The following is an 18585-nucleotide window of genomic DNA, read 5'->3' as shown; positions in this document are numbered from 1 at the left end:
AGATTTCCCCTTAACCCAGGATCCAGGCGTTGAAGCGCTCGGTCATTTCGGAACGGTTGGCGCTCCACCAGTCTTCCCGCGCAATGGTCATGACCTTCAGATTGGCCTCGGAGGTGGGCAGGGCGGCAGCGCGTTCTGCCGGAATATGCTCATAGGCCTTCAGGTTCGTCGGGCCGTAGGCGAGGAACTCGGTAAAGAGCGCCTGCTGCTTCGGATCGGCGCAGAACTTGACGAACTGCCGGGCGATATCGGCGCGCGGCGAGCCCTTCGGAATGCCCCAGCCCTCGATCGAGTAGAGCCCCTGGTTCCAGCCGATCTTGACCGGCGCACCACCGTCGATCACCGCCTGGGCCCGGGCGTTCCAGAGCGCGATCAGGTCGACTTCGCCGCTCTGGATCAACTGGCTCGACTGGGCGCCGCCTGTCCACCAGACATCGACATGCGGCTTGATCTTCTCGAGGCTGGCATAGGCGCGCTCGATGTCGAGCGGGTAGAGTTCGGCGATCGGCACGCCATCGGCAAGCAACGCCTGCTCCAGCGTATCGATCGGGTTCTTGCGCAGGGCACGCCGCCCCGGGAATTTCTCGACATTCCAGAAATCGGCCCAGGAACTCGGACCGTTGGCCGCGTCGAAGTGGTCGGTGCGATAGGCCATGATGGTGGAATAGACGTCGACGCCAAGCCATAGCTCGGTCAGGGCGTCGGGCATCAGCCCGGGAACGTCGGCTGCCGGCAGGTTGATCGGCTCGAGCAGGTCGCGCTTCTCCAGAATGTCGCGGGCGGAAAGCGTCAGCGTGCAGACGTCCCAGCTATAGGACTGGGTCTCGACCATCGCCCGGAACTGGGCGGTCGGTTCGGCGTCGCGGGCAACATTGATAACCTTGATACCGGTCGCCTGTTCGAAGGGATCGTAGAATGCCTTGCGGTAACCGGGGCTGTAGGGGCCGCCGGGATCGGCGACGGTCAGGGTTTCGGCGGCAAATGCGGACCGCGTGAAGACGGCAGGCGCGGCCAGGGCGACGCCCAGGCCTCCGCCGATTTTCAACAGGCTGCGGCGGTCAATCAGTATGTCTTTGTTGTTGGTCATTGTTCTACCCTCTTGTTTTGGATTGCGCGCCGCCTCCCATAAGCGGCCTGGCCCTTGTCAGGCCTTGCTTGCCGCACGCCGTGCGAGAAACTGTTCCATCATCCGCGCCGGTTCGCCGGAGGCGTAGGCTTCGCGCTGGATGCGAGCGCCGGCTTCGAGGCAGTCGCGGAAACCAGCCTCTGTCATCTCCCTGAAGCGCTGTTTGTCAAGCCGCATGGCGACCGGTGGCTTGGCGGCGAGTTCACGGGCCAGCGAGAGGGCTTCATCCATGACGTGTTCCTGCGGCACGATGCGGTTGATGATGCCGATGGCCTGGCATTCATCCGACTGCATCAGGCGCCCGCTAAGCGTCAGGTCGATGGTGCGGGAAAGACCGATCATCTCGCGCATCATCCACGGGCCTGTGGTGCTGGCGATGCCGGAATTGATTTCCGGCTGCCCCATACGCACGCCCGGATGAGCGACGCGGAAGTCGCAGAGAAGTGCCACCTGAAACGCAGAACCGGCGGCAACACCGTTGAGTGCCGCGATCAGCGGCTTCGACAGCGAGCGCATCGCATCATAGAGCCGTTCCCATTCGCCCACCCACTCCTGCCCGCGGGCACCGTCGAACGTGCGGGTCTCGTTCAGATCCTGGCCTGCGCTGAACGCACGATCACCGGCACCGGTCAGGATAATGGCGCGGACCGTCTCGTCTTCTTCGAACGACGTGAAGGCAGCAACCAGCTGCTGGCGCATCGGGCTGTGCCAGGCATTGAGGATTTCGGGGCGGTTCAGCGTGATGACGCCGACCTCGCCACGCCGTTCTGTCAGGATGAAGCGGTCCATGATTTTCTCCGTTGCAATTAAACAACTATTGCCATGCGATAATTGTTATGTCATAGTGTGATTATGTTTATTTTAGCTGTCAAGCGCCTTTTCCGATGCTTGGCGATTCTGTTATCGATATGTGGGAAACCGCAGGGACCGGGGATACATGGCGCGCAAGGCGAACAAGGCTGCGACAGACGAAAACGAAACGCCGGGAGAAGACCGCGATCCCTTGCTGGTTCAGTCGGTCGAGAAAGCCTTCAGGGTTCTCAGAGCCTTTGACGGTCGCCGCCCGAACCTCAGCCTGTCACAGATCGCCGAGGAAACCGGGCTCGACATGAGCGCCGCCCAGCGCTTCACGCACACGCTCGCCAAGCTCGGCTATCTCGGCAAAAACGCCGATACGAAGCGCTTTGAGCTGACGGTGAAGGCGCTTGATTTCGGCTATCACTACACGCGCGCCAGCGGCTTCGTCGAACGGGGCATGCCCTATCTTCTGCACCTGAGCAAAGCGACCGAAGAAACCGTCAACCTGACCGTGCTCGACGATACCGACATTGTTTTCGTGTCGCGCTTCATGAGCCGTCACGTGCTGAACAACGACGTCATCACCGGCACGCGACTGCCGGCCTATTGCACGGCTCCGGGGATCGCCATCCTCTCGGGCCTGCCGGAGGAGACCGCCCATGCAATCCTCGAAAAATCGGATCTCTACCCGTTTACGCCGCACACGACATGGGACATCGATGCGCTGAAGACAAAGCTGAAACAATCGGCGACCAAGGGCTATGCCACCGCATTCGAGGAATATTTCCACGGCGACCTGTCGATCGCCGCACCGGTGCTGGATGCCAATGGCACGCCTTACGGCGCGATCAACATCGCGGTATCGCGCAGCCGCTACACGCCGGAGGAAACGGAAGAACGCTTTGCTCCGCTGGTGACCGCCGCGGCGCGCTCGATCTCGCTCGTTGGTGGCGCCCGAAGATAGCTGTTCGACCCAGGTCAATCGCTCATGCGACGCCCTGTGCAGCGTGGATGATGATATCGCCCAACCGGCGGGCGCCCGGTCCGGCACCATCAGGATCGGGATAAACCAGATACATCGCGCCCCAGCGCTCCGCCCCTTCCCTGAGCGGCAAGGGCTTGAGCTGGCCTGCGGCCAGTTCTTCGCGGATCCAGTCTTCCGGATACCAGGCAAAACCCATGCCAATGCAGGCCGCCCGTATGGATGTTGATTTGTGGCTGACTGTGAGCCGCTGTTCAGTCACATTCCAGACGCTATGGCGCACGCGTTGCAGCCCGCTGTCACGGATGACGAGGTGGCGGTGCCCTTTCAGATCCTCCATTGCCAGTTCGCGGCCGATCTGATGCAGCGGATGGAACGGGGCGGCAGCCGCGATCGCCCGATAGCGCATCAGCACCTCGCCCCTGTGGCCGGCCGGCAGGGTATCGGCGCAGATCGCAAGATCGACGGCGCCCGAGAGCAGCATTTCGTCCGTGCCGCCCATGACGGTTTCGAAAATCTCGATCCGCGTCTCCGGGTATTCGGCTGCGCAGCCCCTCCACCGCAAGGCGAAGTTCCTGCTCCTGGCCCTTGGCGAGGTTTCTCGCCGCACGCTCCAGTCTTGTGGCTTCGTCGACGAGCGATTTGCCGCGCCGATAGAGCACATGGCCCTGGCGCGTCAGCAGGGCCTTGCGGCCCTCGATCTCAAAAACCGAGACGCCCAGGCGCTCCTCGATATGGTCGGTTGGCTGAAGGCGGGGCAGGTCAAAATCCGCGAAACCGTGGTCGACGGTCTCGAAAATGCTCCCTCCGCCTTCATCGACCTCTTCAGGGGTGCCAACCACGGCAAGATGCTGGTGCGTCTGGTGGCGGACGCCGCCTCGGGAGAATGGGGACCTTAGCGGCCCTCCTGGATCTCTCCACCGCCTGCTTTCCGGGCGGTGGAGAAAGTCGATTGGGTTACAGCGGTCCCGACCGATATCGTCTTCCAACACTACCCGGCACTCGCGGTCTCGATGCAGACACTTCGCCGACTTGCACTTTCCCGACTAGACAGAGCTGGAGCGCCGCTTCACATTCCCCACCGATACCGGGGCTCGATCGACACGCCCCACCGAGGCGGACACTGGTTGGGATATTGCGCATGTTTTTGAATGGTGGCGAACTGGACGAGATCACCGCGTTTCGGCGTGAACTCCATCGCAAGCCGGAGCTATCAGGCGAAGAGGTCGAGACGGCCAGAATGGTCGCACGGGCGCTGGGGTCGAGCCAACCGGACGAGATCGTCACTGACCTCGGTGGGCATGGGGTGGCGGCCGTTTATCACGGAGCGACCCATGGTCCGACCGTGATGATCCGCTCCGAACTCGATGCCTTGCCGATCGAAGAACTTTCAACTTCGCCGCACCGATCCGAGATCACCGGCAAGGGGCATCTCTGCGGACACGACGGCCACACGGCAATCCTAATGGCGCTCGCCAAAGGGCTCTCCCGGAAAAGACCGGCACGCGGGCGGGCGATCCTGCTTTTCCAACCGGCCGAAGAGAATGGTGCCGGTGCCGCCGCCGTGTTGGCGGATCCTAAATTCGAGCCGCTGAAACCGGACTTTGTGTTTTCGCTGCATAACTTTCCCGGCCTGCCGCTGGGGCACGTTGCGTTGGCCGAAGGGCCGGTCAATTGCGCCTCGCGCGGCATGAGGTTCGTGCTTTCGGGCAAGACCGCGCACGCGTCCTGCCCGGAAGATGGCGTCGCCCCGACCTCCGCCATGGCTCATCTCCTGAGTGAGTTGACTGCACTTGGCGCCGGCGGTTCGCTCGATGCCGATTTCACGCTGGTAACCGTGACCCACGCGCGCCTCGGCGAACCCGCCTTCGGCATCAGCCCCGGCCATGCCGAGATCTGGGCAACATTGCGCACGCTGACGAACGAGCGGATGGGTGAGCTGGTGAGGCGTGCCGAAGCTCTCGTCCATAAACATTCGACGGCCGGCGGGCTCACATCGTCGATCAGCTACGAAGATATCTTCCATCAGTGCAGCAACGCGCCGGGGGCCGTCGACCATTTGCGCCGCGCTCTTGGCGAGGAGCGGATCAGCCACGACGCGGGCCCGACCGCCCTGCCGATGAAGGCATCGGAAGATTTCGGCCTTTTCGGCCGCGTCGCCCCCTCAGCAATGTTCTTCCTCGGTGCAGGTGAGGACCACCCTCGCCTGCACAATCCGGACTACGACTTTCCCGATGCACTGATCGAGGTGGGCGCTCGCGCCTTCATGCGGACGATCCGCAACCTGCTAGGCTGATTGCCGACAGGGAGCAGCGAGCGGCAGGCATTCGTTGCCCCCCGGATCAAGACTGTGGTCTGGATCACCTGTAGGACTATGCCGAATAATCGGGCTGCGCTGCGATCTTTGCTGCCCGCCGTCGACCGTGGCACCGTCGTTCAAGGATCAAGAGCTGACGCCTGAGTTGACCTACAAAGATTCCATGGGGAGTGAATAGCGGCCGGCGCTCTGGCAGAGTGAGGCTGCAATAACGCACTCACCTCATAGGAGACGCCGTTATGGAAGCTGGAACTTCCCAACCGCATTCGCCGACCGCTATCCGCACTGATCTTGCCGCAATTTTCGTGTCGTTGGAACTCTCTCGCTCAACCTGGCTGATCACATCGTTGTCGCCGGGAAACGGCGAGAAGATGTCGAAGCACTCTGTGGTTGGCGGCGATGTGACGGCATTGCTGGGTCGTTTTACTCAGCTCCAGGAGAAGGTGCGATCTCGTACGGGCAATCAGGTTCCGATCGTGAGCATTCAGGAAGCCGGGCTTGACGGCTTCTGGATCGATCGTGTGCTGAAGGCGAACGGGATAGAAAGTTACGTCGTCGATCCAGCTTCGATAGCAACCTCGCGCAGGCGCCGGCGAGCGAAGACGGACAAATTGGATGGTGAGGCGCTGGTCCGAGCGCTGTTGGCTTTCAAACGCGGAGAGCCGCGGGTGTGCGCCATGGTCAATGCGCCAAGCCCCGAGGAAGAAGATCGCCGTCGCCTTTGCCGGGAGCGCAAGGTTCTGATCGCCGAGCGCGTCAAACATGTCAATCGCATTAAAGGCCTGCTCTTCGGTCAGGGCATCAGTGGTTACGAGCCGCTGCGCAAGAACCGGCGCAAGCAACTGGACGAGCTTCACACGGGTGATGGCCGTCCTTTGCCGACCCACCTCAAAACTCAAATAAGCCGTGAACTTGATCGCCTTGAATTGTTGCTAGAGCAAATTACAGCGGTGGAAAACGAGCGCGATACGCTCCTGGCGGCGCAAAAGGACAGCGTGGCGGCAACGCTGATCCCAACTGGGGCGATGTTGTGCGAAGTCAAAGGCATTGGTCTGGAATTCGCGGCTGTTCTCTGGACCGAAGGGCTGTTTCGCCATTTTGACAACCGGCGACAGGTTGCTGCGTACGCGGGGCTGGCACCGACACCCTGGCAGAGTGGAACCATCGATCACGAGCAAGGCGTCTCGAAGGCGGGCAACCCGCGCCTGCGTACCACGATGATCCAACTGTCGTGGTTGTGGTTGCGCCATCAGCCGCAATCAGCGTTGAGCCAGTGGTTTACGGCCCGCGTGCAATCCAGCGGTGGGCGCGCGAAGAAGAGCGCGATCGTGGCGCTGGCACGCAAATTGTTGGTTGCTCTATGGAAATATGTGATCGCCGGCGTCGTCATCGAGGGCGCGGTGTTAAAGACGGCCTGACAATGCACACAAGCCACATTCTCTAATCTTCCAGGAGCGATCAATCCTGGCGGATCCAGGGGGACGAACCGATCCGCGACATGGCTTCAAACGCCGCTACTAAGAATGGTCTCGTCCTCCTGAGCCTTTGCCGCAACGCAAGCGGAATGATGGTGCAGCCGCTCGGCGCGGCGACCGAATGTGAGTTTGAACCGGCGATGGAAACAGGCCCGTTCACGCGAACAGGCTCAGCCTTGGATGCCGAAAGAGCGACCGAAGGAAACATGCGATGGACCTTTAAAAGTTCTTGACCCGAAGTTCCCCATGTGAGCCGCGGTGAGCCGAACATCCGGTCAAGACCGTTTGCCGCCCGTGCAACTGCGCAACCGGTTACAATATCCCCCAACCGCGGTAACGCCCCCTGCCGGTCATTTCCTTGGCCCCAAGTTCGCGGACAAGATTGAGCGCGCCCCGCTGGGTGACGCCGACATGACGCGCCACCAGCCCGGCGGAAACGATCGGCCGAGACAGCAGAAGCTCGATCAGGCCTGGCAGGCTGCTATTTGAGCGACGGTCGCGCACGCGCATTTCCATCTGGGTCTTGGCGAGAAACAGTCGATCCAACTCCTTGAGGCCAAGTTCGCCGGTGAGGACTAGAGCCTCCAGAAACGCCCTCAGCCGAACCTCCTGATCTCTTGCACGACGCCGTTCGTGGCGAATTGTCTTCAGGCCCGTATGGAAGCTGATGAGATGCGACGTCACTTTACCACGCGCGCGCAGGTAGGCGCCAACGAGCAACCCTCCCAGCCAATGCTGCCTGCGAAGCGGCTCGATCTGCTCCCAGGCATCGAAGAGCATCGCCGCGCCAAGGCAGGCCGGCATTCGGTCCGCAGCCGCAATCAGGGATCGCCACGCCTCGAGCCGCGCGCCCTCGTCCCATTCGTCATCGAAAAGCAGCCCCAACTGTCCCTTGGGCTCTGAGGCGGACGGGCGCTCTGTCCCCCCAAATCCGCTGTCACCGACTTCATCCGCCTGTTCATCGAGCAGACGTTGCGATCGCGCGATCGCAGCATCGATCTCCGCGAACTCGAGGGAAAGCGGATTGTCGTCGTCATCGCCGTCAGCGATGACATTATCGTCATCCGCCGTCCCCGGCGGAACGCCTCGGTCCATCTCGATCGACGGTGTCTCGCCGCCGACTTGTTCGCCGCGAAGGACCGCCAGACCGGCGGACGATAGCGCCCAATCAGGGTCGGACAACCAGATCCTCCGGCGCGCACGCAAGACTGCATGCGCGATCGTCAACTCGTGTGTCGGCGCACGGGCATCCATATGCGCATCATGCAGCACCAGATCCTCGACATGGACCAACTCGCCGGCAACCCAGAGGGCACCGGCCGCATCGAAGAACTGACCACGCTCGCGAAAGCCTTCGGCGACGGGATGGCGGCCGGCACGCTCATCCAGCCGCGCCAACCGATCTTCAGCTTCGATCGTTGCGGAAAACAGCGTCTGCAGCACTAATTCCGGGATTTGGTATCGCATTACAATCACACGCTATTTCTGGCAAACGGAAGGAAAACGGACAGTTTTCTTCCGACACACATGACATGCCGTTTTAGCGGATACCGGGATGTTTGTCGTCGGGTTTCTGCGTTGACCAGTACGGAAGGCTAGAATGGCCTTCTTAGCGCTTCAAATGAGCGCAAACCGGATTCGAATCGACGAATTCGACCATCACATTGTACGCTCTTGAGGGCCATTCGCAACGCAGGAAGGCCAGCATTGCCAACATAGCAGCATTTCCTTTCCATTCGGCTAACGTCTCGAAAGACGGTCGTGAAGGGATTTTGGTCATCGAAGTCGACAGGTCAGGCCGGACAGGATTGCGGACGGATAGCGGTTCGAGCTGGGGATGCCAGACGAACGCCTGCGTGTTGACAGCTGTCAACACGCGTCTATGCGACAGGTGGCCCCTGCCCTTCTCTGGGCCGAAAAGGCATTGCGCAACCTATCACGCAGGCGCTTTCTCGCTCTGGCGAAACTAACTCGCCTTAGCATCGCGATGGGCATGGCGCCCACGCAGCAGCTTGCGTTCGTTCATGCTGCCGAATGTGTAGGAGCGATACTTTCCGACAAAACGGCCCGTCACGCGTTGACAGCTGTCAACATCGGCCCCGCCAGAGGGTAACAACAAACTCAGGCCAGCGACCAATCACATCTATCGACGGTTTATAAGGCAACCCTCCGGCATGTCCGGAGCCTCAATGCATTAGAACTTTGCCGGATCGCGTTTCGCCCCGTCACACCCCGAGCGCGTGGGGAAAATCACCCAATGCAATGCCTGACAGAATAATGCTCGTCTGAAGGTGCGGTTGGGCAGCTTCATGCCTGCACGGCCTCAGGACGCGGTTGAGGTTGTGACCGCTTGCGGGTGTAGACACCTTGCAGCCTCAGCGTTTGTGCCATCTTTCTGCCGGGGAGGACAGGAGCCGGTGGGGCAGACCTTGATCAGAAGTCCGCGAACTGGACGACCCTCTCGTCGATAGAGGTTAAGTGTACGGATCTGCAGCGGGCTGGTGGTTGTGGTATTTTCCATTCGAATGGCCTGACGTGAAACCGTTGACAGCTGTCAACTCACCAAGGGACCGATCTAACGTTGCCCGTCGCAAGCCGGTACTCAGCGCCGCGCACGCTGCAATTTGGCAGGGATCGGGATCAGCTGCTGCGAGGTGTTGGACCCGGCAAACTCGATCTCAACATCCTGCACAGGTCGGCCACCAGTCCGCCTCATTGGACATTGATTGCCGAATGAGGCGCACAACTAGCCGCAGTTGACAGCTGTCAACGTCCGTCGAAACAGCCGCGTTGTTCTAGCTCAGCTGGCTAGCGCCATACTGCCGGGATTGGCACGCAACAACGCCATGACCATCGGCCCAACCACGAACTCCTGTCGCATAGATCGCCGCGTCAGGTCCCGCAGGTAACCACCGGCAGACGCGATGTGCGGCGAGCGCTGCAGGATACATGCGAGCACCGTCGCGGCCGCTTCTGGGCCAAGCACCCGGCACGCTTCATCATGCGCTCCCTGACTGACATTGAGCATGGAACGGACCACAGCGGCAGCTATCATCAGATCACGCCAGGACTGCACCTCCCCGCCAGGACCATAGTCGACGATATCAGGGCAGGCTTTCAGCACGGTTGATAGCGGGAAGGTTTGCGGAGGTCGATGCGTTTTACCCCGGGTTACCTCCGGTGTTTCGGTCTGGGAGGCCGCGTCTGTTGCAATTGCCGTCCGATTGCTTGCCTGCACAACGGCCATGCTGTCGGACGTTTGGCGTGAGTTCGAAAACGTCACAGCTTCACTTCCAAAGCCCGGTTCAGATTCAGTAGAAGAGTCTGGATGTGAACTCTGTATGTGGCAGCCATTTTGGCTATCATTGGTGTCCGAATTTTCAAGATTTACCAGTTTTTCCAATTGGTTGAGCACTTCCGCGCGCAACGCGTCCAGTTGCTTGAGAACAGGCTCGATTTCAGCGAGGCCAGGTTTCCGCGGAAGGGTGTCGACGGCGAGAAGATAACGGCTTTGAAGGTCGTCCCAGTTGGACGTTTGGTCGGTTTCGCGCAACACGTCTATGAGCTTGGTCAGATCGCGACGGCAAAGGCTGAGACGCTCACGGGCAAGCTGCGCCTCCTGTCGGGCCAGAGCGACTGCGGCTGCGGCCGTTTGCAATTCATGGGCGCGTGCAAGCAGCGGTGACAGATCGAACCCGAAGGCGTCGCCGATGGCGCCCTTTGTATCTCTACGGGCGTAACGCTTGCCATTTGGGCTATCCTTGCGAAGGATAAGGCCGGCCTCCACCAATGTTGCCAGGTGGCGACGCAGTGTGGTGCCTGCCATGCCATGGGTGCGCAGGGCCAATTGGTTGTTTGATGGAAACACCACCAACCCCTTGCCTGACGTCAGCTCGACCTTAGGGTAGAAGCTGAGCAGCGCATTGAGTACGGCCAAAGCACGGTCGGACACGCCGACGACAGCCTTGGCTTCACAGACGGTCCGAAACAGTTTCCATTTATCGATCGGCTGCTGCGAATCGATTTCGCTCGCGATGACTTGGCTTGCGAACATGCCAAGCGTCATCGCGCGCCGCCCAAAGGGCGTCGTCACATTTCCACGCTCCATCTCTCTTCACCTTTTCAAAGGCAAAAGAAGTCCGTTCGCCGAAACGACGTTAAAAACGCTTGACAGTGATTCGCGGAAATGGGATTCTCTAGTTGCTACACGAGAGAAGGGTTTCCGCTGCGCTAGTCGTTCGGAAGCCTTTTTCTTTTGCTCTGTTAGTCTCCTGTTTCCTCTTGATATTCGAGGTACAGAGATTTGAGCCTCTGCCTCACGAAATCTGCAAAACCGGGCGCGACCTTCTTGTTGAAGGAAAGCGTCGTTTCGCTGTTTGTTTCTCGAATGCGCACCGGGCGCGTATCATCTGGCGCCACCCAAGGAACTGCCTGGCTCCGGGCCTTCACAGTGCTCAGGAAGGAAAACAGCGTCTCAAACCGTTGATCGCTCTCCCTTGCCAGGAATTCAGTGCGCCCTAAGAACGCGTTGGTCTTGATGAGCGCATCGTCGTTCTCAACAAGCTCTGCAAGCTCCGCCCAGCGCCGCCGTCCGATGGCCGGCGCGGCACCGATTGCCTCGATCACATCGATGGGTAGCCGGCGCACGATCGCAATCATCTTCGACAGGGCCGCCTTGTCGACGCCAAGCGATGACATGATGACGTCACGCGAGAATTCGCGGTCTTCGAGACGGGTGGCGAACAGCGACCGCTCGATGAAGGACAAGTCCGTCCGAGCGTTGTTTTCCTGCCCTTGCGAAATCACCAGCTGTTCGTCGCTGAGGTCGCGGACGACAGCTCTGACCTTGCTGCCAAGCTCACGCGTGGCGGCAAGACGACGATGGCCGTAAGCGACCTGATAACGCCCGTCCTCGTTGGGATGCGGGCGCACGAGGATCGGCACCTGTTGTCCGTGATCCCGGATCTGTTCGAGCAGCGAGCGTTCGACATCGGCCGCGACGCCGAGGCGATCGACGACGAAGGAAACGTCAACCAGATCCGGGTCGAGCTCTATCACCGCCAGGCCTTCTGCAAGCTGGCGTTCAAGTTCTTGAGCTCGCTCCACCTTCTGCGTGATGTTCGACAGAGACCGGGTGATGCCGCCGATCGGGCCGTGTGGTCGCTGGCCGGGATCGAGGCCGATGATCGGCCGTCCGGCCAGCGGACGATTATCCTCGCCATCTGCAGCATGACTGTCTGAAACACCGATCAGGTTCTTGCGGGCCATGGGTTACTTCCTTCCCCACACCTTGCGCAGGAGGTCCTCGATCTCGCCATTGACGAGCGTCAGGGAATCCATCGCGCGGTCATAGGTGCCGCGGACAAACTGCGAGCGTTCCACCTCATATAGCGTTTGCTTGGTCACGCCGGCGTCGGAAACGGCCGTCGATTTGACCATGGCGTTGTGCAGCATGCGATTGCCGAAGATGGAGCGCATGAAACCGGTCATCTGGCTTTGCGGACCGTCATTGGGTTCAAACCGGGTGACGAGGTAGCGCATCCAGTCATAGCTGGTCCGGCCGCCGGCGTTCTCGACGACGCGCATCAATTCGCTGGTCATCGAGAGAAACTGGGACATGGACATGACATCGAGCATCTGCGGGTGCACGGTGATCAGCACCGATGTCGCCGCGCACAGCGCCGACATGGTGAGAAAGCCAAGCTGCGGCGGGCAATCGATGATGACGATGTCGTAAAAGCTCTCGATATCGGCCAGCACGTCGCCGATACGCGCAAAGAACATGGTTTCCGCCGAACCGCTGGTCATGGCCTTCGGCGTTTCGTGCTCGAATTCCATCAGTTCGAGGTTGCCGGGGATCAAATGCAGATTGGGCAAATGGGTGGAACGGACAATCTCTGCGATCGGGCGAGGGTTCTCATAGCGAATGGCGCCATAGATCGTTTCCGCCTCGCCAACGTCCAGTTCCGGCTGGTGACCGAACAGGGCCGAAAGTGAAGCCTGCGGATCAAGATCGATCGCCAGCGTGCGGTAACCGCGAAGTGCGAGGTATTGCGCAAGATGCGCCGAGGTCGTCGTCTTCGCCGATCCGCCCTTGAAGTTCATGACCGAGATGACCTGCAGCCGCTCGTCGCCGCGGCGATGCGGAATGTATTTTCCCGACTTGCCACCTTCGTCGAGAACACGTCGAATGCGCTCGATATCCGAGATCGCATACATGCGGCGTCCATTCGGTAACGGCTCGGGCCCATGGCCCTCCGAGGCGATCTGGCGCAGGTAGCCTTCGGCGATCCCGATAAAGGCGGCCGCCTCGGCCGGACTGAAAAGTCGCAACGTCTTTTGCGCTTGCGGCGGGAAGATTTTCTTCTGATGCTGCTGGAGTTGGTGCGCAAGTTCCATGGCATCGGCAGCCAGGAGCGTTGGCAAATGCTCCTGTACATCGAGGCCGTGGATTTTCTGCTGCAACATCGAGTTCTCCAAAAACTGCGCAAATATTGTCATATCGAGGCAATATGCGCAGATGCACTATGATCCGATTCGGCCTGAATGTACAAATGGATAGCCGAATGGCCGTGTTGCCGGCTCAAGCAACGGAGGGCGCGCAATGGCGCCAGTTGTCCGCGGACAACTCGTGCGACGGCCGACCAGGTTGTTAACATGTCGGCCCGATTCCAACCAGCAACTACAGCTCCCCGCGAACGGCGCGCGCACCTGTTTTGCAGCCGAGGGGGAGAAGAACGCTGCCTTGATGCTCCATCGCAAACTGTGGCTATTAAAATATGGATTTAGTCGACTATTGACAGCGAGTTGAATTGTGGCAAGATCGTGGTGCGATGACGATGATGTCAGGTGGACTGGAAGGGATGCAGCATGTTCTATCTCGGCGGGATGACACTTGGTTACCTCGAGCCGCCAGCGCCGAAGGCCGTCGTGCAGTCGGTAAAGCCGCGCATTGAATTGACGCCACACGAACCGGCTGACGATCGTGAGCGCGAGCGCGATCAGGAATGGGCCCGCGCCTTCCTGACGCCCTGGCATCTGTTTTATTGATACGACCCTGGTTGCCCAAAATGTGCGGTGGCCAATGCAGCCGTCGCACAGGGTCCGGCCCGAACGCCGCTTTGCCGCTGGACCTCTTTTGATTGCGTCTCCTCGTTGCGAAACAGGGAGCTTATGACGCGCCCAAAATGATTGGCCGTCAACGTTGACAGCTGTCAACCGCCCGCGCTCTTCCTGTCCAAGAAGCGATATCGAGCCAACTCGGCGGCAACGGCTGAACGCTCGGCTTCGAACAATGCCGAACACGAAAATAAAGCCATAAATTACAATAAGTTAGTATGGTGGAGGCCGGCGCCGGAATGGGCGAGCCGCGGGGCAGTTATCGCCCAGCTTGGGGTGGACGCCGCCGAAGTGAGGCTGATCTCGGCAAGCGTCATTGGTGCTGCCGTTAGCTGTGTCGCGAGGATTTGCGTCCGCGGTTGGAAGTGCGTGCGCCGCTTACATAAGCTGCAGCCACCCGTCGCGTAACCCGACGGCCGAGGAAGCTTTGGCGAAAAAGCGGGAAAGGGCGAGGGGAGGGCTGTCGCGGCGCCGGGAAATGTTTAAGCTTGCCGGCAACAGCAAACCATTGAGGGTGCCGACATTCCGAGCGATCAGCCAGCCGACGAAGTGGGCAACCAGCCCCAGTCGCTTTCGTTGCACCAGAGAATCCTCGGGGATGTGGAAGGTTACATTCTTTCCGGCGCGTGGCCACCTGGACATCGCATCCCGTTCGAGCATGAATTGACCGAGCAATATGGCTGTTCGCGCATGACCGTGAACAAGGCGCTGACCGAACTGGTCAAACGCGGACTGATCGAGCGGCGGCGCAAGTCGGGGAGCTACGTCACTTTCCCGCATGTGCAGTCGGCGGTGATGGAAATCCACGATGTCAAGCTGGAGGTTCAGTCCCTTGGACTGGATTACAGTTTTCACCTGGATGAACGCAGCATCCGCAAGGCCGAGGGCAGCGATGCCGGTCGGCTCGACCTGCCGCCGTCTGCAAGACTGCTCGAAGTGAGTTGCCGGCATTTCGCCGGCGGTCGCCCCTTCTGTTTCGAGGAGCGGCTTATCAGCCTGGCGGCTGTTCCCGAAGCCGAGACAGAGCTTTTCGAGACGTCAGCGCCCGGTTCCTGGCTGCTCGGAAAGGTACCGTGGAGTACGGCCGAACATCGCATCCGGGCCGTGGCGGCAGGACGCAACGCGGCGCAGGCGCTCGACATTTCGACAGGCGCCGCTTGTCTCGTCATCGAGCGGCGCACCTGGAGCGGTCGCGCCCCGGTCACCCATGTGCGATTGACTTATCCGGGTGATCGACATGAATTGGTGGCGCAATTTGCGCCGAGCCCGCTCGGTTAGATCGAGCGCCGCACGGTTGCCGCGACACGACGCGCTGTCTCACGCCGCTGGGTCGGCTCGCCGTTTGCGTTTCTTGCCGACGGCATTTGAAATTTTCTGGTGAAGCGCGTGATCGTGCGCATCTCGCGCATGCTGCTTCAGGAGTTCCGTCAGTCGTTCCAGCTCATGTTCCTCAAGTCTCTCGATCCCGATATATTCGTTTTCGGCCGAGCTGGTCAGGATCAGTTCGTCGAGTTTGGCCTGAAGGGCGGCGCTGTCGCGGTTCTGAGAGTTCTGAAGGACGAAGACCATCAGGAATGTAATGATCGTCGTCGCCGTGTTCACCACCAATTGCCAGGTCTCGGAAAAATCGAAGATCGGACCTGTGGCCGCCCACAGGAGAACGGCACCGACTGCGAATGCGAATGTGCCTGGCTTGCCGGACTGTTTCGAAACGGCATTGGCAAATCGGGAAAAGGCATCGATCTTGCCGGACGTCTGAGCACCTGAACGGCTTTCAACTGTTCTTTAACAGGCAAGTCACGAAGAAAGTTCCGTTCAGTGTCACAGCGGCCAGAATAGCAAGACGGGAATGATCTGCGGATGAAGGAACATGAAAAACCGTGGGAGCCGCTGTTGCCCGAAGACATCGCGGTACTCTTCGCGCCCGCACCCTTTCCCTGGTGGATCGCTGGTGGGTATGCGATCGAGCATTTCGTCGGTCGCCCTTTTCGCAGTCACGGCGACATCGATATCCTCGTGCTGCAGAGAGACAGCGCGCACGTTCGTTCCTTTCTTCGGCAATGGGATTGCTGGGCTGCGGATCCGCCGGGGCATTTGCGCCGGTGGAGCGAAACGGAAAGCCTGCCGAAAACGGTAAACGATGTCTGGTGCCGTGGCGAGCGGCAAGGGCCATGGCGCTTTCAACTGATGTTCGACCACAGTAATGGGGAAAGCTGGCGTTCGCGCCGAAATCCTCTGGTGACCCGGCCGATCAGCGCGATGGCGGCTGGCGGGGATCCACCGTTCCTCGCTGTTGAGGTCCAGTTGTTCTACAAGGCAAAAACGCCCCGACAAAAAGACGAGTTCGATTTCGGGGCCTGCCTACCGCTATTGAGTGCGTTGCAGCGCGACTGGTTGCGGCAATCGATCGTGACTGCTTATGGTACGCTGCACCCCTGGCTCACGGCGCTCGACATGCTACAGCGCCGCGCGTCTTATTTAGACGCGCAAAGGTTGCTGTAGCACTTTGAATTGCTGCATGTTTCCTTAAATCGGATACGATTTAAGGAAACATGCAGTAGAAAACACGTTGACCCACGAGCCACGTCGACCAAAAGACGCTGGCGCAGCATAAAAGTCAGCATTTCATTGGCGGATACGCCGGATGGTGTCGAGATGGAAAAGACGATGTTGTTTGATGGGCCAGAGAATGCGCCGGTGACCATCTTGCTGGCGCATGGTGCCGGCGCGCCGATGGATTCGGCTTCGATGACCGCATCGGCCAAAGCGCTGGCTGCCGAAGGCTTTCGTGTGGCCCGGTTCGAATTCGACTACATGGCGGGGCGTCGATCAGGCGGCCGCAAACCGCCACCGCGCGCCGAAACGCTCAATCCGGAGTTCAGGGCCGCCGTGGCGTCTCTTGGTGCGGTCGGCCCGTTGCTAATCGGCGGCAAATCGATGGGTGGGCGTGTCGCCAGCATGATTGCTGACGAGCTCTATGCCGAAGGCAAAATCATCGGCCTGCTTTGCCTCGGCTATCCGTTCCATCCTCCAGCAAAGCCCGATCAGCTGCGCACCAAACACCTCGGGGAGTTGAAGACGCCGACGCTGATCTGCCAGGGCACGCGCGACGAATTCGGCACGCGCGAGGAGGTCCCCGGATACCCCCTGTCCGGTGCAATAGAAATCCTTTGGCTCGAAGATGGCGACCACGATCTCAAACCACGCAAGACGATCTCCGGCTATTCCGCTGCAGATCATCTGAAAACGATGGCGCAGACCGTCGCGCGTTGGGTCGGCGAGCGGTTGCCTTAAACGGTCGCGCCCGCCCGATTAGCAAAAACCAAGACTCTGCACCGATCATTCCGCCGCCTGAGCGGTGCCGGACGAAAATGCGAAGACGTCAATCGGATCGTCGAGGCCCTTCACGGGAAAGGCGCCCAAATGCTCCATGTCGCGCGTGCGTCCCGCCAATTCGACGAAGGCGCGTGACAGCAGCACCGGGCGCTTCGCCTGCTTTGTCAGGTTCTCTAGGCGCGAAGCGATATTGACGGCCGGTCCGATCACTGTGAAGTCGAGCCGCCGGCGAGAGCCGATGTTGCCGTACATCACATCGCCGACGTTGACCCCGATGCCGTAGCCGAGGGCCTCGCGCCCCCTTGCCAGATTTTCCTGGTTCAGGGTGGCGATCGCGACCTCCGCCTCACCGATTGCCTGCAGCAGGTTTTCGCAGGCCCGCGGATTGCTGAGCGGGAAGATCGCCAGCAGGCCATCGCCCATGAATTTGAGGATCTCGCCACCATGCCGCTCGATCGGCTCGGACATGGCATCGAAGTAACCGTTGAGCAACTCGATCACATCATCGCGCGGCCAGAGGTCGGATAGTTTGGTGAAGTCGCGAAGGTCGCAGATCAGGATCGCGGCGCTGACGGTCACGCCGCTCCCCCGTGTCGTCGCACCGGCAAGGATCTGCTCGCTTGCATGCGGCCCGACATAGGTTTCGAGCAGCGTTCGCGCCATCCGGTTCTTCAGCCGGATTTCGCTGACAAGGGCCAGAACCGGCAACAGACTGGTGAGAACCTCGAGATGAACAGTCTCGAAGCCGCCCTTGCGATCACTGGCGAAGGTCACCACGTGGCGCTTGCCGAGCGTGTGTTCCAGCGGCAAGGCGACGTAGTCGGTGAAGCCGTCGGCACGGAGTTCTTCATAGAGCGAGTTCGGCACCTCATCGTCGGTTGCCGCCTCGAGGTTCTTGCGAACCTGGCTGGCGCCGTTGTTGACGGCATAGAGCGGGCTGTTGAGATACTGCGTCGTGTCTTCGACACCATAATCGAACATGCGGATATCCGCCTCCGTCAGGCCCTTGCGCCAAAGGATGCGGGCGCCGAGCCACTGCGGGTGATGGATCCGGAAATGCAGGGTGGCCCGCGCGAGCGGAACGCCGGCCTGGACCAGTCGTTCGCACAGATCCACGAAAATATTGTCGATGAAGCGCTGGTCACGGGTCTCCATGATCAGCCAGTCGAGAATTCCCTTGCTGTCGATGGGACGGGCGCCGCTGTCGTGCAGCGGTCCGGCCATTGCCTCGGATGAAGTCTGCATCGCAATTCTCCACTCTGTTCTGACGGCCTTGCTGCTCTCGAAGCGGAAGCTCCGGAGAACGCTGACCTCGAAACGCCGAGACATATGTGGACCATCGGCCGACCGTTGATAAGGGCTAAGGCGAAAAGTGATCTGAAAAGTTGCAAAGCCGTTGACGCCTTGTTCGACCGACCGACTGCCGCCCGGT

At 60.2% G+C, this 18585-nt stretch carries 18 protein-coding genes; 8 read left to right on the top strand and 10 right to left on the bottom strand.

The window, feature by feature from the left end; translation table 11 throughout:
* Positions 1–10: 10 nt before the first annotated feature.
* Complete coding sequence (locus ASD02_RS06630) at positions 11–1087, bottom strand: ABC transporter substrate-binding protein (RefSeq protein ID WP_057212662.1); 1077 nt, start codon at positions 1085–1087, stop codon at positions 11–13.
* A 57-nt stretch (positions 1088–1144) separates the two neighbouring features.
* Complete coding sequence (locus tag ASD02_RS06625; RefSeq protein ID WP_025429643.1) at positions 1145–1915, bottom strand: enoyl-CoA hydratase/isomerase family protein; 771 nt, start codon at positions 1913–1915, stop codon at positions 1145–1147.
* Between the two features lie 148 nt (positions 1916–2063).
* On the opposite strand from ASD02_RS06625, the gene ASD02_RS06620 reads away from it, so the two are divergent.
* Positions 2064–2888, top strand: coding sequence for an IclR family transcriptional regulator C-terminal domain-containing protein (locus tag ASD02_RS06620; RefSeq protein ID WP_025429642.1), 825 nt, complete (start codon positions 2064–2066; stop codon positions 2886–2888).
* Positions 2889–2910: 22 nt separating this feature from the next.
* Here ASD02_RS06620 and ASD02_RS06615 read toward each other — a convergent pair whose 3' ends face one another.
* Positions 2911–3408: a substrate-binding domain-containing protein gene (locus ASD02_RS06615; protein WP_057212661.1), complete on the bottom strand. Its 498-nt coding sequence runs from the start codon at positions 3406–3408 to the stop codon at positions 2911–2913.
* Here ASD02_RS06615 and ASD02_RS38920 point away from each other — a divergent pair.
* The 3 genes from ASD02_RS38920 to ASD02_RS06600 all read left to right on the top strand — a co-directional run bounded on the left by ASD02_RS38920 (position 3407) and on the right by ASD02_RS06600 (position 6641).
* Positions 3407–3805 carry a hypothetical protein gene (locus ASD02_RS38920; RefSeq protein WP_057212658.1) on the top strand — a complete coding sequence of 133 codons (399 nt, stop codon included), beginning with the start codon at positions 3407–3409 and terminating at the stop codon, positions 3803–3805. The genes ASD02_RS06615 and ASD02_RS38920 overlap by 2 nt on opposite strands.
* Positions 3806–4047: 242 nt before the next feature.
* Positions 4048–5202 (top strand): amidohydrolase, encoded by a 1155-nt coding sequence (locus ASD02_RS06605; RefSeq protein ID WP_057212656.1) that lies wholly within the window; start codon positions 4048–4050, stop codon positions 5200–5202.
* A 260-nt stretch (positions 5203–5462) separates the two neighbouring features.
* Positions 5463–6641 carry an IS110 family transposase gene (locus tag ASD02_RS06600; protein WP_057220389.1) on the top strand — a complete coding sequence of 393 codons (1179 nt, stop codon included), beginning with the start codon at positions 5463–5465 and terminating at the stop codon, positions 6639–6641.
* Between the two features lie 369 nt (positions 6642–7010).
* Here ASD02_RS06600 and ASD02_RS06595 read toward each other — a convergent pair whose 3' ends face one another.
* The 4 genes from ASD02_RS06595 to repA form a co-directional block, all read right to left on the bottom strand.
* Positions 7011–8165: an RHE_PE00001 family protein gene (locus ASD02_RS06595; protein WP_025429638.1), complete on the bottom strand. Its 1155-nt coding sequence runs from the start codon at positions 8163–8165 to the stop codon at positions 7011–7013.
* 1333 nt (positions 8166–9498) lie between these two features.
* Positions 9499–10806, bottom strand: coding sequence for a plasmid replication protein RepC (gene repC, locus ASD02_RS06585; protein WP_057212653.1), 1308 nt, complete (start codon positions 10804–10806; stop codon positions 9499–9501).
* 155 nt (positions 10807–10961) lie between these two features.
* Positions 10962–11966: a plasmid partitioning protein RepB gene (gene repB, locus ASD02_RS06580; protein ID WP_025429635.1), complete on the bottom strand. Its 1005-nt coding sequence runs from the start codon at positions 11964–11966 to the stop codon at positions 10962–10964.
* A gap of 3 nt (positions 11967–11969) precedes the next feature.
* Positions 11970–13166: a plasmid partitioning protein RepA gene (gene repA, locus ASD02_RS06575; RefSeq protein WP_025429634.1), complete on the bottom strand. Its 1197-nt coding sequence runs from the start codon at positions 13164–13166 to the stop codon at positions 11970–11972.
* Positions 13167–13568: 402 nt separating this feature from the next.
* On the opposite strand from repA, the gene ASD02_RS06570 reads away from it, so the two are divergent.
* Positions 13569–13748, top strand: a complete 180-nt coding sequence (locus ASD02_RS06570) for a hypothetical protein (RefSeq protein ID WP_025429633.1) — start codon at positions 13569–13571, stop codon at positions 13746–13748.
* Between the two features lie 447 nt (positions 13749–14195).
* Here ASD02_RS06570 and ASD02_RS38915 read toward each other — a convergent pair whose 3' ends face one another.
* Complete coding sequence (locus tag ASD02_RS38915; RefSeq protein WP_057220388.1) at positions 14196–14477, bottom strand: hypothetical protein; 282 nt, start codon at positions 14475–14477, stop codon at positions 14196–14198.
* Here ASD02_RS38915 and hutC point away from each other — a divergent pair.
* Positions 14367–15095 carry a histidine utilization repressor gene (hutC, locus tag ASD02_RS06560; protein WP_057206141.1) on the top strand — a complete coding sequence of 243 codons (729 nt, stop codon included), beginning with the start codon at positions 14367–14369 and terminating at the stop codon, positions 15093–15095. The genes ASD02_RS38915 and hutC overlap by 111 nt on opposite strands.
* Positions 15096–15134: 39 nt before the next feature.
* Here hutC and ASD02_RS06555 read toward each other — a convergent pair whose 3' ends face one another.
* Positions 15135–15560 (bottom strand): low affinity iron permease family protein, encoded by a 426-nt coding sequence (locus ASD02_RS06555; RefSeq protein ID WP_057212650.1) that lies wholly within the window; start codon positions 15558–15560, stop codon positions 15135–15137.
* A 117-nt stretch (positions 15561–15677) separates the two neighbouring features.
* Here ASD02_RS06555 and ASD02_RS06550 point away from each other — a divergent pair, with 117 nt between their 5' ends.
* Positions 15678–16319: a hypothetical protein gene (locus tag ASD02_RS06550; RefSeq protein ID WP_025429629.1), complete on the top strand. Its 642-nt coding sequence runs from the start codon at positions 15678–15680 to the stop codon at positions 16317–16319.
* A 153-nt stretch (positions 16320–16472) separates the two neighbouring features.
* Positions 16473–17111 (top strand): alpha/beta family hydrolase, encoded by a 639-nt coding sequence (locus ASD02_RS06545; protein ID WP_025429628.1) that lies wholly within the window; start codon positions 16473–16475, stop codon positions 17109–17111.
* Positions 17112–17156: 45 nt separating this feature from the next.
* Here ASD02_RS06545 and ASD02_RS06540 read toward each other — a convergent pair whose 3' ends face one another.
* Complete coding sequence (locus ASD02_RS06540; RefSeq protein ID WP_244494186.1) at positions 17157–18377, bottom strand: adenylate/guanylate cyclase domain-containing protein; 1221 nt, start codon at positions 18375–18377, stop codon at positions 17157–17159.
* Between the last annotated feature and the right edge of the window lie 208 nt (positions 18378–18585).

It is taken from the genome of Ensifer sp. Root1252 (genome assembly GCF_001425885.1).
Lineage (GTDB): Bacteria > Pseudomonadota > Alphaproteobacteria > Rhizobiales > Rhizobiaceae > Ensifer > Ensifer canadensis.
The sequence above is the reverse complement of the archived record's forward strand: the minus strand, read 5'-3'. Positions and strand labels throughout refer to the sequence as shown.